Origin of the sequence: Rhodohalobacter sp. 614A (genome assembly GCF_021462415.1) — a bacterium.
Taxonomy (GTDB): Bacteria; Bacteroidota; Rhodothermia; order Balneolales; family Balneolaceae; genus Rhodohalobacter.
Genome location: NZ_JAKEDS010000001.1, coordinates 1,425,316 through 1,441,766, shown reverse-complemented (window position 1 = coordinate 1,441,766; position 16,451 = coordinate 1,425,316). Strand labels below are relative to the sequence as shown.

Annotated in this window: 12 protein-coding genes; all 12 read right to left on the bottom strand. The window is 44.3% G+C overall.

Features of this window, described 5'->3' with window-relative positions; genetic code table 11:
• Window positions 1-148: 148 nt before the first annotated feature.
• On the bottom strand, window positions 149-1,141 hold the full coding sequence (tsaD, locus tag L0B18_RS05775) for a tRNA (adenosine(37)-N6)-threonylcarbamoyltransferase complex transferase subunit TsaD (protein WP_234569675.1): 993 nt from the start codon (window positions 1,139-1,141) through the stop codon (window positions 149-151).
• 176 nt (window positions 1,142-1,317) lie between these two features.
• Window positions 1,318-2,268, bottom strand: a complete 951-nt coding sequence (gene nadA, locus L0B18_RS05770; protein WP_234569672.1) for a quinolinate synthase NadA — start codon at window positions 2,266-2,268, stop codon at window positions 1,318-1,320.
• A 14-nt stretch (window positions 2,269-2,282) separates the two neighbouring features.
• Entirely contained in the window at window positions 2,283-3,137 is an 855-nt protein-coding gene (nadC, locus tag L0B18_RS05765; protein ID WP_234569669.1) for a carboxylating nicotinate-nucleotide diphosphorylase, read from the bottom strand.
• A complete protein-coding gene (nadB, locus tag L0B18_RS05760) occupies window positions 3,134-4,711 on the bottom strand; it encodes an L-aspartate oxidase (protein WP_234569665.1) in 1,578 nt (525 codons plus the stop codon). The genes nadC and nadB overlap by 4 nt, the downstream gene beginning before the upstream one ends.
• Before the next feature lie 119 nt (window positions 4,712-4,830).
• Window positions 4,831-6,768: a molecular chaperone DnaK gene (dnaK, locus tag L0B18_RS05755; RefSeq protein WP_234569661.1), complete on the bottom strand. Its 1,938-nt coding sequence runs from the start codon at window positions 6,766-6,768 to the stop codon at window positions 4,831-4,833.
• 43 nt (window positions 6,769-6,811) lie between these two features.
• Window positions 6,812-7,240, bottom strand: coding sequence for an Hsp20/alpha crystallin family protein (locus L0B18_RS05750; RefSeq protein ID WP_234569643.1), 429 nt, complete (start codon window positions 7,238-7,240; stop codon window positions 6,812-6,814).
• A 112-nt stretch (window positions 7,241-7,352) separates the two neighbouring features.
• Window positions 7,353-8,648, bottom strand: a complete 1,296-nt coding sequence (aroA, locus tag L0B18_RS05745) for a 3-phosphoshikimate 1-carboxyvinyltransferase (protein WP_234569641.1) — start codon at window positions 8,646-8,648, stop codon at window positions 7,353-7,355.
• Window positions 8,649-8,650: 2 nt separating this feature from the next.
• Window positions 8,651-11,644 carry a tetratricopeptide repeat protein gene (locus L0B18_RS05740; protein WP_234569624.1) on the bottom strand — a complete coding sequence of 998 codons (2,994 nt, stop codon included), beginning with the start codon at window positions 11,642-11,644 and terminating at the stop codon, window positions 8,651-8,653.
• A 96-nt stretch (window positions 11,645-11,740) separates the two neighbouring features.
• On the bottom strand, window positions 11,741-12,409 hold the full coding sequence (locus tag L0B18_RS05735; RefSeq protein WP_234569608.1) for a CBS domain-containing protein: 669 nt from the start codon (window positions 12,407-12,409) through the stop codon (window positions 11,741-11,743).
• An 11-nt stretch (window positions 12,410-12,420) separates the two neighbouring features.
• Entirely contained in the window at window positions 12,421-13,692 is a 1,272-nt protein-coding gene (hflX, locus tag L0B18_RS05730; RefSeq protein ID WP_234569588.1) for a GTPase HflX, read from the bottom strand.
• Between the two features lie 32 nt (window positions 13,693-13,724).
• Window positions 13,725-14,312 (bottom strand): hypothetical protein, encoded by a 588-nt coding sequence (locus L0B18_RS05725; protein ID WP_234569575.1) that lies wholly within the window; start codon window positions 14,310-14,312, stop codon window positions 13,725-13,727.
• Window positions 14,309-16,417 (bottom strand): BatA domain-containing protein, encoded by a 2,109-nt coding sequence (locus L0B18_RS05720; RefSeq protein ID WP_234569560.1) that lies wholly within the window; start codon window positions 16,415-16,417, stop codon window positions 14,309-14,311. Before L0B18_RS05720 ends, L0B18_RS05725 begins: the two co-directional genes overlap by 4 nt.
• Window positions 16,418-16,451 lie beyond the last annotated feature (34 nt).

The window sequence follows — 16,451 nt, the reverse complement described above, 5'->3', positions numbered from 1 at the left end:
TACGCGTTTTTTCAAATCCTTTTTTCAAGTTTTGTCTTTTGTTTTTGGATGTGATTCTGTCATTTCGAACAGAGTTAAGTAATCTCCAGACGCTCGTTAGAAGATTGCAGCAGCCGTTGCACTCCCTCGCTCTGATCCATTTTCCGATTTAACTCTCCTGTAACCTTGCAAATGGCTTGATATGCAAATCGTCGTAATGCCCTTCTCTTGCTTTTAACGCACCTGTGACGGCAATCATTGCGGCATTATCGGTGCAATATTGACTGGAAGGAATCATGAGGTTTAGTCCCATTTTTTGCGCCATCATTCCCACTTTATCTCTTAACATTGAATTAGCTGATACACCGCCTGCCAACATTATATTTTTTACCCCGGTTTTTTTTACCCCTCTTTTCAGCTTTACCTGGAGCACATCCGTAATGGCACCCGAAACACTTGCACAGATGTCATTCAAGTGTTCCTGAACAAACGCATCCCCTTTCTCTTGTGTGTAGTAGAGCACGCTCGTTTTCAATCCTGAGAAACTAAAATCGAGACCTTTGTTAATCATAGATCGCGGAAAATCGTGAAAACCGGGATCTCCTTTTTTTGAGAGTTTATCGATAACCGGGCCAGCCGGATAATCCAGGTTCAACAGTTTACCTATCTTGTCAAAAGCCTCACCGGCGGCATCATCCCGGGTTTTCCCCAAGACATTGTGAGAGAATAGTTTATCAACATGTACCAATCTCGTGTGTCCACCCGATACAATGAGTGCAAGAAAGGGATATACTTCTTCGTGTTCAATAAAGTTGGCATACATGTGCGCATCGATATGATTGACGCCTATAATCGGTTTCTCCTGAGAGATGGATAATCCCTTGGCAAAACTCAGGCCAACCAATAAAGACCCCATCAAACCGGGACCTTGTGCTACCGCGATGGCATCAATTTCATCCAAAGAAACCTGCGCTTCTTCCAAGGCCTGGTTAACCGTCTTCCAAATGGTTTTATGATGCGCGCGCGAAGCAAGCTCCGGAACCACTCCACCGAATTGTTCATGGATGGCCTGAGAGGCAATTATATTCGATAGAATGGAGCCATCCGACCAAACGGCCGCAGCCGTTTCATCACATGAAGATTCGATGCCTAAAACAGTCATATTCTGTCTTTATCCTACTATTTTTCTTGATCCGAATATCTTCTTTCCGGACCGCATTCTCTGACGCTCTGCTTTCGATCAGTGATTAACATTTTAAAAGAAGCGAAACTTCAATTTGTCGTTCCGAAGCAGGAACTGCGGAACGAGTAAAATCATCCAATATCAATCTCGTATTACTAACCTATTTGAAGCATTCGGTCGATTGGCACTTTGGCTCTCTCAGCCAATTCGAACGGCACTTTCACTTCATACTGATTGAATTTAAGGGCATCCCGGAGGTTTTCGAGCGTAATCATTTTCATATAATCGCACACGGAATCTTCGCTGGCGGCATAGAATTTTTTCTCGGGGCTATCTTTCCGCATCCGGTGAAGAATGCCCGTTTCTGTTGCAACTACAAATTCCTCCGCATCCGATTCTTTTGCCCGCTGCAGCATTCCACTTGTTGAGTGTACATGGCCGTCTTTGCAGTCAAAGTACATAGCTGATTTCATCATGCATGATGTTGAGCAACCGCACTCGGGATGAATCAGGAACTCGGCATCCGGATGTTCTTTCTGTTTTTCAGCCAGGTTCAGTTCTCCGATTTTTTCATGAACGTGGCATGCACCCTGCCAAATGTTCAAATCACGGCCGGTCATCATTTCCACGTAAGCTCCCAAAAACTTGTCCGGTAAAAACAAAATTTCTTTGTCTTCTGGAATTGATTCAACAATCCCCACCGCATTGGATGATGTACAGCAATAATCGCTTTCGGCTTTAACTGCCGCAGTGGTGTTCACATAAGAAACCACGACTGCTCCCGGGTGCTGAGCTTTCCACTCTTTGAGTTGCCCGGCGGTGATGCTGTCTGCCAACGAACAGCCGGCATCCAGATCGGGAATCAAAACGGTTTTATGGGGTGAAATGATCGATGCTGTTTCGGCCATAAAATGTACGCCGCAAAAAACGATTATGTCTTCATCCGCTTTGGCCGCCTGACGAGATAAACCGAGTGAATCTCCCACATAATCCGCAATATCCTGAATTTCAGGGATTTGATAATTGTGAGCCAAAATCACCGCATTTTTTTGCCGTTTCAACTCAAGAACTTCTGTTGCTAAATCTTCATTTACTACTGTTTCCATGGGTCTGAATATGATTAAAAAATTTCTTTGATTCGCTGGCTGATGTCAAAAGCCTGAACCGAATGAGTTAACGCCCCAACCGAAATAAAATTGACTCCGGTTCCGGCCACTTCACGAATGGTTTTGGAGGTGATATTCCCGGAAGCTTCTGTTTCAGCCCGCGTTCCGATTCGTTCAACTGCTTTTGTCATCATTTCAACGCTCATATTATCGAGCATAATTATATCAGCGCCGGATTTCAATGCTTCATCCACTTCTTCGAGATTCGTGGTTTCTACTTCAATTCTTATGTCCGGATTTTTGGCCCGGACACGCTCTACAGCTTTGGAAATACTTCCAGCTGCCTGGATATGATTATCTTTGATCATAGCCAAATCGTAAAGTCCCATTCGGTGATTAACGCCACCTCCGGCTTTAACAGCAATTTTATCGAGCTTTCTGAGTCCCGGCACAGTTTTTCGGGTGTCTAAAATCTTGGCGGGAAATCCTTTCAGTTCGCGAACAATTTCATTTGTTTTTGTGGCAATGCCTGACATCCGCTGTGCAAAATTAAGTGCTGTCCGCTCGGCAATCAATACAGCACGACAGTTTCCTGAAAATTCAACAACCGTCTCTCCGGTTCTCACTTCATCGCCACCATTAAAAAAAGGATGCCACTCAATATTTTCATCCAGTTTCTCAAAAACCCGTTGTGCAATTTGTAACCCGGCAATAATTCCGGCTTGTTTGGCAACCCAAACTGCTTTGGTTTTTTTTTGATCATCAATTACTGCTTCAGTTGTCACATCACCGCCGCCGATATCTTCAGCCAGAGCTACATCAATAAGATCATCCAGCCATTTTTGATTTGAAACCTCAGGAAAAATCATGATACAGCCTGAATCTTATTGAAACGGTTTTTATAAAATCGCATGGGTTCTTTTTGGGAATCATCCGGTCCGGGGAAATCTATTCTGAAATGTACACCACGACTTTCTTTCCGATGAAGTGCTCCTACAATAATAAGTTCCGCGATATTCACCATCTCTTTCATCCGTAAAAAGAAATATTCATTCCCTTGGTTATAAAGAGGAGATTTCAGTTCGCTATCAATTTGATTCAGCGCCTGGTGCAGGCCTGCGTCATCCCGCTCAATTCCGGCAAACCGGTTCAGTAAAGAAGTCACTGTTTTTTTCTGCACCATAAATGGCTCTTCCAGATCGTGCGACAATGTAAACGGTTTAAGCGTCATTCCAATCATATGGGAACGGGCCGGCAATTTAATGGCGTGCTCAACCGCCCGTTTACTAAAAACCAGACATTCCAAAAGCGAATTGCTGGCGAGGCGGTTTGCTCCGTGGACACCCGTTACGGCAACTTCGCCGCATGCATAAAGTCCTTCAATATTAGTCTGTCCATCCAGATCGGTTTCAATACCACCAATGCAATAATGAGCTGCCGGCGCAACCGGAATTCCCTGTTTACTGATATCAATTCCCTGCTCTTCAATACGGCGCATTAAACCGGGAAAACGCTTCTTGATCTTGTCGGTATTCAGATGTCTGAAATCAAGGTAGACGAAATTCTCTTCCTGATTGGAAATCTGTTTAAAAATTTCCCTGGAAACCACATCCCTGGGTGATAATTCCATGTCGGTATATTTCTCCATAAAACGGTCACATTTAAGATTGAACAACCTTGCCCCTTCTCCCCGAAGTGCTTCACTTAGCAGGAATCCATCGCCCTTAGAATCGGTATAAACGGTAGGATGAAATTGGATAAACTCTAAATCTTTAAGTATCGCTCCGTGATTTAAAGCCAGCCACAGACCGTCGCCGGTGGATGTGTGAGGATTCGTCGTTCGTGTGTACAATCCAGAGTAACCGCCGGTGGCCAGTATCGTTGCCTTGCTTTGAATTTGAACTGTTTTGTTCTCTTTATAGAGGTAGGCCTGAGCGCCAAAACATCGGCTATTTTCACTGATCAGGTCATAAACAAAAACATTTTCGGCAATGGTAATCCGATCCGTTTCCCTGATTCGCGAAATCAGAAAATCAACCAGTGCTTTACCGGTAGCCGCGCCGTTGGCATGCAAAATTCTTCGATTCGAATGACCACCTTCCATGCCAAGATTCAGACGTCCATTCTTCCTCTCGAAAGGCATTCCGTCATCTATTAATTCCTTGATTCGATCGGATCCTTCTTTTACCAGAATTTCAACCGCTTTCGGATTGCAGTAACCTCTGCCTGCCTCAAGTGTATCTTTTATATGATTTTCGTAGGAATCGGATCCCTCCAGAACCGCTGCAACACCACCTTGAGCCCAGTAACTGCTGCTTTCATCCAACGAGGTTTTGGTAACAAGAAGCACCTCTCCGTATTTAGCTGCTTCAAGTGCTGCATTCAGGCCGGCAACTCCGCTACCGACAATTAAGTAATCCGTTTTTTGGATGGTAAAGCTCACGATGTGCGAACGATAAACTTAAAAAACATAAAGATACAATTTTTTCTGCGGAGCTTTAAAATACAAAAGCCCTCCGTTTAAAAAACGGAGGGCTTCGAATTATTCAACGAATTCAATATTTATTTTTTCTCGTCTTCGTCTTCATCCACAACTTCGAAATCAGCATCTACAGCATCATCGCCTTCGTCAGCAGATGCTTCGCTTTCGCCGGCACCATTTTGAGATGGTCCGCCTTCTGCGCCTTGCTGGGCTTCAGCAGCCTGATAGATTTCTTGAGATGCAGCTGCCCATACCTGGTTCAGTTCTTCGATAGCAGGTTCGATCTCATCCATATTTTCCTGCTTGTGAGCTTCTTCAAGCTTGTTCAATGCATCTTCGATCTTCTGCTTGCTGCCTTCAGAAATTTTATCTTCGTGCTCTTTAAGCTGCTTTCTTGTGGAGAAAATCAGAGAATCTGCTTTGTTAAGTGCTTCCACTTTCTCTTTGATTTTCTTGTCTTCTTCAGCATGCTCTTTGGCAGCATCACGCATTTTTTCGATTTCATCATCACTTAAGCCAGATGAAGATTCAATTCGAATGCTTTGTTCTTTTCCGGTACCCTTGTCTTTGGCGCTTACATTCAGAACACCGTTTGCGTCAATATCGAAGGTTACTTCAATTTGTGGTACGCCACGGGGTGCCGGTGGAATTCCATCCAGATGGAACCGGCCAAGAGTTCGGTTATCCTGGGCTTTGGCCCGTTCACCCTGAAGAACATGAATTTCCACACTCGTCTGGCTATCGGCGGCGGTTGAGAAAGTTTCCTTCTTGCTCGTTGGGATCGTCGTGTTACCTTCAATAAGTTTGGTCATTACGCCTCCCAACGTTTCGATACCGAGAGTCAACGGCGTAACGTCCAGCAGTACAACGTCTTCAACGTCTCCGCTCATCACACCACCCTGGATTGCAGCACCGACGGCCACAACCTCATCCGGGTTCACACCTTTACTCGGATCTTTTCCGAAGAATTCTTTAACAACTTCCTGGATTTTCGGAATTCGGGTAGAACCACCCACAAGGATTACTTGGTCAATCTCATTCTTGGAAATTCCGGCGTCTTTAATCGCTTTTTCACACGGAGTGATGGTTTTCTTCACAAGATCATCCACCAACTGCTCAAACTTGGATCGGGTGAGGTCGATATTCAAGTGTTTCGGTCCAGAATCCGTAGCCGTAATAAACGGCAGGTTTACGTTGGTTTTTTGTGAACTTGAAAGCTCAATCTTGGCTTTCTCGGCTGCATCTTTCAATCGCTGCATGGCCATCGGATCTTTTCTCAGATCAATGCCTTCATCTTTCTTGAACTCATCGGCCAGGAAATTAATAATTCTTTGGTCGAAGTCGTCACCACCGAGGTGAGTATCACCGGAGGAGGATTTCACTTCAAATACGCCATCACCAAGATCAAGAACAGAAACATCAAATGTACCTCCACCCAAGTCATAGACAATGATGGTTTGATCCTGATCTTTTTTGTCGAGTCCGTATGCAAGAGAAGCGGCAGTCGGCTCATTAATAATTCGTTTTACTTCGAGACCTGCAATTTTGCCGGCTTCCTGGGTTGCTTTCCGCTGGGCATCATTAAAGTATGCAGGAACCGTAATAACGGCTTCCGTTACTTTCTCTCCAAGATATTCTTCTGCGGTCTGCTTCATTTTTTGCAGTACCATCGCAGAAATTTCTTGGGGAGCATAATTTCTGTCGTCAATTTTTACCCGTGCCGTACCATCGTCATCGGATTTTACAACGTTATAAGAAACCTGGCCGATTTCATCTTTTACCTCGTTGTACATCCGTCCCATAAATCTCTTAATGGAAGAAACGGTTTTATCGGGATTTGTAATCGCTTGCCGTTTGGCGGGGGCACCAACCAATCGTTCGCCATCTTTTGAAAAAGCAACGACTGACGGGGTTGTCCGGCCACCTTCAGAATTTTGGATAACTACAGGTTCGCCACCTTCCATTACGGCAACGCATGAGTTTGTAGTACCTAAGTCAATTCCAATAATCTTACCCATAATAATCTACCTATCTTAATTTTTATTCGTTTTAAATTCTTACTTAGTTGATGGGAATGGATTGTGAATCGTCACCTTCCACTCCTGTCTTGGAAATTTTTACCTGGAGCACACCCTCTTTAAATGTGGCGCTTACAGACGAAACATCTGCATTTTCGGGGAGTGCAAATGAGCGAGAAAAAGATCCCTGGGTTCGTTCTGAACGTTTCAACACTTCACTATCTTCCAGAAAAAGTTCCCGCTCGCCACTGACTGTGAGAACCCTGTCTTTCATAGAGATGTTGATATCTTTCTTTTGCATACCCGGCAAATCCATCAAAAGCGAATAGACGTCCTCGCTTTCTACAATATCGCAAGCAGGCTTAAAGTCACCGGCTTCTACATTCAAAGGAACAAATCGTTCAACAATTCCCTGGATATCTTTGCCAAGTCGTGAAAGTTGTTTTTCTAAGTCGATGTTCAGATTGCTCATAGTTTTACCATTTTTACCATGTAAGTAGCAACCTCAATGCCAATTAACCTTGCGTTAAGGCTTCACTGACGTATTGACATAGAAAAAGTCAGAAATGTGACCTCATGCCAGTTTAGATTACAGAATCGCTCAAAGTCTGCAGGTGATTCCAGAAATTTGGATAAGAGATGGCAGTACAATCGGCATGAGTGATTGTCGAGCTGTCTGTACCTTTGGTAGCCAATACGGCTGCGGCCATAGCCATCCGGTGGTCGTGATAGGTAGGATACGTGGCAGCTTTCGGTTTAAAATCTCTTTTTCCCTCAATGACAATTCCGTCTTTTTTCAGCTCAATATCCGCTCCGGCCAAATTCAGAATTTCTGCCATTGCTGCGAGCCTGTCCGTTTCTTTGTGGCGAAGCTCCTCGGCGCCGGTAATGACAGATTTTCCTTCTGCAAAACACATGGCTACCATCAGGATGGGAAGTTCGTCAATGCAATTGGGAATGAGCGCGGGGTCCAGATGTAACGGTTTAAGTTCGGATGATTCAACATACAAATCTGAAACCGGCTCTCTGCCTTCCAGCTTGTTGTTGGTTTTTTTGAAGCTCGCCCCCATCTCTTCCAAAATATAGTAAACAGCATCACGGCTTGGATTTACCCCGGTTCCCTTCAAATGAATCTCTGCATTTTCATGAATGGCCCCGGCTACAAGCCAAAAAGCCGCAGCAGAGAAGTCTCCCGGTACACTGTAATTCTGTGAAGGAATAACATGATCGCGACTGCTTCGAATGATTTTTCCTGATCCGTAGGGTTCAGAATCCAGTTCAAGAAGACGCTCGGTATGATCCCGGCTCAAAACATTTTCGATCACTGCGGTTGGTTCCTCGCCAAAAAGTCCCGCAAGAAGTACACACGATTTTAGCTGGGCACTGGCAATCGGCAATGGAAACCGTATTGCTTTTACACCTTGGTGCGAATGAATGTTAAGCGGAGCGTACACGCCATCTCTCCCGTCAATTTTACATCCCATTTTTTGAAGGGGAGCGATTACGCGCTTCATTGTTCGGGAGGACAGCGACTCATCCCCAATCATTGAACACTCGACACCGGCTCCTGCTACAATTCCGCTTAATAATCGCATGGTTGTTCCCGAGTTTCCACAATCAAGTGGTTCATCCGGATTTTGGAATCCGTCTCTTCCCACACCTGAAATTTTTACAGTCGAGTTCTCTTTTTGAACTTCAACCCCCAACTGCTTCAGGCATTCGAGAGTGCTTTGCGGATCAGCGGCCGGCGAATAATTTTGTATGATACTATCCTCCGAAGAGATAGCAGCAAACATGGCCGAACGGTGAGAAATGGATTTGTCAGGTGGTGGTAGAATTTCTCCGGATAGTTTAGCAACCGGATTAACAGCTTTATTCATTCCTAGTTATTTTGCAGTAAACGTCTTGCTTTTTGTGCTCCGGGCGTATCAGGATAATTTTCAAGAATTGAATTGAGTACATTTCTGGCTTCGCCTCTTCTGCCCTCGCGGATATAAATTTCTGCGGTTCTGTATTGTGCTTCCGCCACCCACTGAGAAAAGGCCTCAAAAAGTGTACTGACTCTCGAAAAAGCTTCCAACGCGGCTTCCCTGTTGTTATCAGTAACATACGATTCCCCGATCAGATATTGAGCTTCTGCTCCAACCTCGGTTGTATTATTTTCAGCAACCAACTCAAAAAACCGCCGTGCTTCGTCTGTTCTTCCATCCCTGAGTAATACCTTCCCAAGTCCTACCCTGGCAGCGGCATTCTCGGAGTTGGCAGACAACACCCGTTCAAAATTCTGGCGCGCTTCATTGATATTGCCAAGAGCAAGATTGGCATTCCCAATTCCGAGATATGCTTCCTGCTGATATCTGTCATCTTTCTCGGCGAGTTCCTGGTATCTTTGAAGGGATTGATCGTAATTACCCATTTCATATTGGATGCGCCCAAGTTCGGCAAGTGCCGGAGCCGCACGCTCAGAATTCGGAAAATCATTTGTCAGGCTTTGAAGTACATCTGCGGCTTGTGAAAGGCTATCCAATCGCGTATAAGCATTTGCAAGATTATAATACGCATCCGGCATCATTTCCTGATTATTCGTCACCCGCAGGTACTGTCGGAATTCCCGAACCGCGGCTTCGTAATCACCTGATTGAAATACATTTTCAGCCTGACGGAACCGAAGCCTGTCGGCCGTTGTCGACGTTGGATTATCGCCAAGAAAATCCTCCAAAACATCTGTACTGGTATCTTCGCCTCCGGCAGAAAGCTGTGCATACTCAATACCGTCAATAGCTTCGATGATATAATCACTTCTGGGATACTCTTCTAAAACCTGGCGATATGCAGCAATGGCTTCCTCATACTGACCCGCATTGTAGTAAGAATCTCCAATATTGTATTGCGAACGCGCCGCCCATTCCGTATTCGGATATTTTGATATTACAGCGCGGAACTCCTCAATGGCCTGATCGTAATTACCCGTATTCAAATAAATGTAAGCGATATTGTAAGCTGTCTGTTCTCTCAAACTGCTGAACGGATATATTCTCAACAATCGGCGGAATTCCGTTACGGCCTCAAAATTCCGGCTCATTCTATAATAACTGTTGGCAACCTGGTACATTGCATAATCGCCGCCGGGCTCGGCTCCAATCGTTGCCCGATAATATTCAAGAGCTTCCTGATATTGCCCCTGAGCAAAATAAGAATCCCCGATTCGTAATCTTGTATCGGTTTCGTACGGATAGAGTACAATTGGAGGCGGCTCATAATTATTCAGAAAATCGATAAGCGGAGCCGTGGCATTAGCAAAATCACCCATTTGAAAATAGCTCCAACCCAGGCTGTATTTTGCTGCACCTACCAGTTCGTGCTCAGGGTATTGCCGGATAAATGAATTGAACTGAGTTGCGGCCTGGCCATATTCACCCATCTGGAAATTAGCATCGGCACTCCAAAACAAGGCTTCGCTTCCCAAATCACTTTGAGGGGCTTCGCTGTGAACTTGCGCAAAATCCGGCTGTGCCTGTTCATACGCCTGATTATAATACAACACCCAAGCCCGCTGGAACCTGGCTTGTTGTTTTAGGGCATCATCTAAATCAGAAATTTCGCTGGCAATTTGAAACGTCTCCAATGCCCGTGTGTACTCATTATTGGCATAGAATACTTCACCCAAAAATGTCAGGATTTTTCCGGGCTCATTTAACGTTTCATACTCACGTGCAAGCGGTAAAAGAATTTCGATTGCCTCGTTATATAAACCCGCTTCGAAAGCCGTGATTGCCCATTCATACTTTGCATGTTCTACAATTGGATGATCTTCCTCCCCGAACCGATCTCCAAACTCCCGAAATGAATCGAGCGCTTCCTGGTATCGACTGGAAAGCTTCTGATTTACGGCTTCGTAATACTGGCCTTTCATCGCAATTTCGTCATCACCGGATGAAGCTTCTGCAAAAGAACGGGCTGCCCAGTGGTAAATATCCTGCTTGTGAAATACCCATCCCAGTCCGTAGTGAGCAATCCTGGCCTGTTCAGGATCATCAATCAAATTCAAATATTCTCTGTAATAAGCGGTTGCCCTTTCATACTGGTTCAGGGCATTATGGCTTTCTGCTGTAAGATAAATTGCTTTTGCGCGATTTTCGTCATCCAGATATGGAAGAGCTTCTTCAAAAGCAGCAATCGCCTCTTCAAATTTTCTTTGTTGATAGTAAGACTCTCCCAAAGCCGTTCCGATCCTGCGCGTCATCGAATTTTGCGGATGGCGGTCTCTCAGCAATTCAAAAGCTTCGGAAGCATCTGCGTATCTCTCCTCTTCAAGAAAGAGCCGACCGCGCGCATAGAGGGCTCTTGGCGACCATTCACTTCGTCCATGTGTATCGGCCAAATCTAAAAAATAGCGCCTGGCCTGATCAAAATTTCCAGCATCAGCTGAAGTTTCCCCCAAGGTGTAGTAGAGTTCTGCCCTGTTGTTATAGGATTGAGGAAAATGCAGCGCCTCATCCATCCTTTCGATGGCAGCTTCGTAATTTCCGGCCGTTAAATATTCTTCACCTACATCTCTTAACAAAACAGCAGAGCGGTTACTACCCGGATAAGCCTGTACAAATCTATCCACATGCTGATTGGTTCCGGTCGAATCAACCTGGGTTAATGCTCTTGCTTTGTAAAAAGCGGCCGTTTCCCGTGTTAACCAATCTTCACCATGTTCTTCTACATAATCAAAATAAGGAATAGCTTCAGAATAAAGCCCTTTCTCAAAAAGGGTTAGCCCCATCTGAAGGTTTTCTTTGTGGGATTCCTGGTGATCCTGGGCTAAAACAGTACTAACATTGAGTAGCAGTATGGCAAGTAAGCCGGTAAAAATCAGGCGTTTATTCATGGAAACAACTAATAACTCACAGTTTAATGATTGTATTCTGAAATATAGCACTCAACCTAATTTGTTCCCACATTTAATAAAATGAGCAAAATTGATCTAGACATCCAAGTACCGTAATAGCTCGTCTGCCCTCGAACTAAGATCGACTTGCATAATATCGTTCCGGTTTTCGGTGGTTGTGGTATAGCCGTGCCGTTGAAGGGAAGAAGTAACGGCTGAGGTATCCTCATGGCTTATTTTAAGCGAAACACGTAACATTGATTCGCTGTCCGATTGCTGCTCTACGGTTAAACCGAGAATTTTTGCGCCTTCTGTTTCAATTAAATGAACCAGTTCTGAAAGGGTAAAATCAGCTTTCTGAAGTTGAACTGTAATCGTTGAGCCTGCCGTCGCAATATTCAGCATCGTAGAAAATGCCTCAAGAACCTTTTTCTTTTCGATAATTCCAAGATACGTTTCGGTTGAATCAACAACGGGAAGTAGCCGGACTTCATGTTGTAGCATCTGCCGGGCCACTTCAAAAATATGCTGATCTTCAAACGTATAAATTGGTTTTCGAAACTCAATAGAAGAAACTGGAGCCTGTTCGTCTGCCTGGTCGGCAATGTCATCAAACAAAATATGCCCAACATTTCGTTTTGTAGTGGGCTCTACAACCGGTAAACATGACGTATGCCACGCGTCCATCTTAGCCAGTGCAGCCGATATTTTACTGGATGGCTCCAGAGGTGTAAAGTCTGTATTTAATAAATCTCTAGCTAACACGGTTTCCTAACTTATTTTATGTCTGCAAGCATGGATTCAAAACGGTCACGCTCTGCTTTGGATGTACTTCCTTTTATTGATACGTGATTGCCTTCATATTGTTCTTTATCTACCACGGCAACTTCGTGCAAATAAGCCACCGCCTTGTAGTGGGACAAAGGAACATTGTAAGAAAAATCAACGTAATCTTCTTCAATTACTTCTTCGAGGCGTTTTTCCAGTTTCCCGAGGCCAATTCCCCTGAAAGCTGAAACAAATACTGCCGTAGGATACTCTTTCTTAAGTGCCATCAAATCTTCCGGTTCCAACAAGTCAATCTTATTGAAAACCAGCAATTTATTGGAATGCTGGATTCCCATATCCTCAAGGGTATCATTTACAACATCGATATAATCTTCGATCAGTTTGCTTGAGGCGTCCACCACATGAAGCAAAACATCGGCTTCACGAACTTCATCAAGTGTAGATTTGAAACTCTCAATCAAATCATGAGGAAGTTTCCGGATAAACCCAACCGTATCCGACAACAGCACCTTGTGATTATCCAGCTCTAGGCGACGGACAGTCGAATCAAGCGTTGCAAACAATCTGTCTTCAGCGAGTACATTCGTTTCCGTCAGTGCATTCATCAGGGTTGATTTCCCGGCGTTGGTATATCCAACCAAAGATACACGCGTATTTTTTTCGCGGCCTTTTCGCTGGGTTGTCCGCTGACGATCTAATTTTTCAAGTTTCTCTTTCAGCGTTGTAATTCGGGTTCCTATCAAGCGCCGGTCTGTCTCAATCTGTGTCTCACCGGGACCTTTTGTTCCGATCCCCCCTTTTTGCCGGGATAAGTGAGTCCAAAACCGAGTCAGCCTGGGAAGCAAATACTGCAACTGTGCCAGTTCAACCTGGGTTTTTGCAGCGGCCGTTTTGGCTCGGGATGCAAAAATATCGAGAATCAATCCGCTTCGGTCTAAAACTTTTACCTTGGCCACTTTCTCAATATTGCGAATCTGGGTAGCTGTCAGGTCATCATCAAAAATCAACAAATCTGCATTCTTTTCAGCACAAACCTGTTTTAGTTGGTTCACTTTCCCCTGCCCAACATAAGTAGTAGGATCCGGATGGGGGCGGTTCTGCAAAATTTTATCGGCAGTATCCGCACCGGCTGTATCCGCCAGCAACATCAGTTCGTCCAGATATTCCTGAGCCAGCCATCTTGGGGTGTCGGGACCGAAAAGTCCCACAAGTACAGCCCTTTCTTTCTCTAATGAGGGTTTTCTAATCTCTTCTAACAAGCTCTATAAATGTCCTTTTGTTAATAATTCGTTTATTCAAAAGCCTTGAAATCGAAAGAGGAGTCGGCAACAGGCGTCATGGTTTTGCCAATCTTCAGATCGATAATCTTATTAAACTTATGGATATTCCTGTCGGGTACAAAGAGTTCAAGGCGAATGAGTGTTGTACGGGTTACTCTCTCTGATGGTTCATGGTAAATGAATACATACTCGGAGCCTTTTGAAGCCGGTTTTTCAACGTAATCACTAATTTGATGCCAAGCAATAGTTTGAGATGGATCATTAATATTTTTAACAATTCCATGATCTGTTATGTAAGATTTGTTGGTAAAGTAACTTGATAAAAACCAACAAACTCCCATCCAGCTATAACAGCCAAGCAACGTGTAAAACTGGTTAATTTCGTAGTAGTACACAGCATAAGCTACAAAAGCGGTGAATCCCAAAAACAGGGTTGAAAAAAGCGGATAACCTTTCAGCTTTCCGGATTTCCAGCTCATCCTGATATTTCGGAGACGTATGGCATTCGCTGCCGTATAAGCGGCAAGGAATGTGGCACCTAACGTAAACATTGCCAGAAGCAACACAAACAGGCTATATATATCCGTGGAAATATTCATTCTATTGTTTCCGCTTTATAATACCGGGATACTAACAACTCCAATAGTAATAAAATGATTGCGATTAAAACAAACCAATACCAAATTTCCCGGCCAAAAGATGCTAATTCGAGTTCATTTTCTAATCCCGAATTGTCCGATCCGGCCCTCACAACAGATACACTATTAAATAGCGTGCCCATTTTTTCTGATATCATGTCTTCTGTCAACGAACTCAAGTTGGATTCAATTGCGTTTTGATTCACAGAATATAATTTTGTTTCCGCATCGGTCTGCAACCTCAGCCAACCGGGTTGCCATTCTTCTGCCAGGTAGCTTATCTGTGTTCCCTGGAAGGTCTGCTGAATCTCCGGTAAGATGGTTTCTCCGTTCTTTTCGAGCTGAACAGATTCTGTATTGGTAGTCAACGTAGCCCGAAAGGGCGCTCCTAATTCATGAACCTGCAGCGTTGCCTCTTTTCCCTGCACAAGATAATCGACTGTTCGGTAGAATAAGGGAGCAAAAAATGGTTTTACAGGAAAATTTGACCACCCGGGATCACTGCCAACTGCCGAATAAACAATCTTCCCGCTTCCAACCCTGTTTTCTACCAGCAACGGATTTCCTGTTCGGGTTTGTAAAATTGATATGCCGGAAGATTGATTTCCTGTCTGTATTTCGTAATAGAAAAAAATCTCGGGCACATTTAACCGAATCTCTTCATCCTCAGGTTTTTCAAACATCTGATCCATGATAGGATGACCCTCAGTGGGCTCGGCCATTCTGTCAACTGGTTCGAATGAACCATAACTTCCTATTACATTCGAATATCTGCCGGAGTTACTAAAATTCAGAAGGCGATTGTAGCTGTTTATATCTCCATTCGCTGCGGGCATAAACAGCAAGCCTGCTCCCGCCTGAACATGATCGATCAATGCCTCTGACAAGTAATCCGGAATTCGCCTGATGCCATCCAGAACAACCGCATCATACTGGCTCAATTCAGAAAGCTGGAAATTATTCACATTCGCAAACTGGATATTCATCCGCCCGGATTCATCTGAAGCAATCTCAAGCATGGGAACCAGGTAGGATTGAAAATCTTCTGTTTCCGGTTGTTGATTGAAAACGAGAATATTCTTCTCTTCGGGCAACTCAATAGCCGCAAAATAGCGGTTATCAAACGAGAGTTCATCTCCTTCAAGCAAAAGCTCAACACGAACCGAGTCGCGATCAGAAACAGGAATATCAAACAGAAACTCGGTGTTTGAACCGGCCTCCAAATCAAAAGTCTGCTGTGTGATAAGCTCGCCATCCTGGTATAAATTTATGAATTGGTTGGCCGCAGGTTGACTCCCCTCATTCTTGAGTGTTGCACGCAATTGTAGATTTCCCGTTTGTGAGATCCCGCCGTATTCGATATCTACACTTTCGTAACCGATATTCAGGGCATCACTTTCTCCTACCTTCAAAACCTGCACATTGATATTCTCAAAAATGGCATCTTCACTCTCCAATGTGCTGAATTGCGATTCCTGTCCATCGGTAATTAAATAGAGAATCTTGTTCGGTTCATCCGCTTCCTGAACTCGTTCATTTACCGTAAGCAACCTATCCTGAAGATAGTTTCCCGCATTTACTGTAGTAATATCTTCCAATCTGTTCAGAGCTGCCCGTTTTGAAATCAACGGAACATTGAGTGAGGACCCGTTTGTAATATCTATCAAAATTCGATCGTCGTTTCCAGCAATGGCCAAAATATTTCGCACGGCTTCTTTTGCCTGTTCTATGAAGGGGCCATTCCGATCCACACGATTCATCGTTGGGCTGTTGTCAATGACTATCCCAATCGCTTTGGGTTGATTGTTACTGGCCCAGCCATATTCCGGCGGTAAAAACGGCCGCGATGCAGCTAAGACAAGTGCAAGAATGGCCAGGCTTCGAATCAACAGGAGCAGCCAGCGTTTGATTCGAATTCTCTTGAGGGATGTAGATTTCAGGGAATCAAAAAAAGTAAGCGTAGAAAACCTGATTTTTTGGGGCTTCCGAATATTTAGCAGGTAGATTAACAGCGGAACAGCTACCGTTAACAGGGCAAAAAGAAAAAATGGGTTTAGAAAGCTCATTTAGTGAAAAAAGTTTTTACCTTGAACAACTGAA

What these genes read in the sequence shown, in the direction of transcription:
- tsaD (WP_234569675.1), bottom strand. Translation starts at nt 1,141, where the DNA reads ATGACTGTTTTAGGCATCGAATCTTCATGTGATGAAACGGCTGCGGCC.
- L0B18_RS05720 (WP_234569560.1), bottom strand. Translation starts at nt 16,417, where the DNA reads ATGAGCTTTCTAAACCCATTTTTTCTTTTTGCCCTGTTAACGGTAGCT.
- dnaK (WP_234569661.1), bottom strand. Translation starts at nt 6,768, where the DNA reads ATGGGTAAGATTATTGGAATTGACTTAGGTACTACAAACTCATGCGTT.
- nadC (WP_234569669.1), bottom strand. Translation starts at nt 3,137, where the DNA reads ATGATTTTTCCTGAGGTTTCAAATCAAAAATGGCTGGATGATCTTATT.
- L0B18_RS05740 (WP_234569624.1), bottom strand. Translation starts at nt 11,644, where the DNA reads ATGAATAAACGCCTGATTTTTACCGGCTTACTTGCCATACTGCTACTC.
- nadA (WP_234569672.1), bottom strand. Translation starts at nt 2,268, where the DNA reads ATGGAAACAGTAGTAAATGAAGATTTAGCAACAGAAGTTCTTGAGTTG.
- L0B18_RS05725 (WP_234569575.1), bottom strand. Translation starts at nt 14,312, where the DNA reads ATGAATATTTCCACGGATATATATAGCCTGTTTGTGTTGCTTCTGGCA.
- aroA (WP_234569641.1), bottom strand. Translation starts at nt 8,648, where the DNA reads ATGAATAAAGCTGTTAATCCGGTTGCTAAACTATCCGGAGAAATTCTA.
- L0B18_RS05750 (WP_234569643.1), bottom strand. Translation starts at nt 7,240, where the DNA reads ATGAGCAATCTGAACATCGACTTAGAAAAACAACTTTCACGACTTGGC.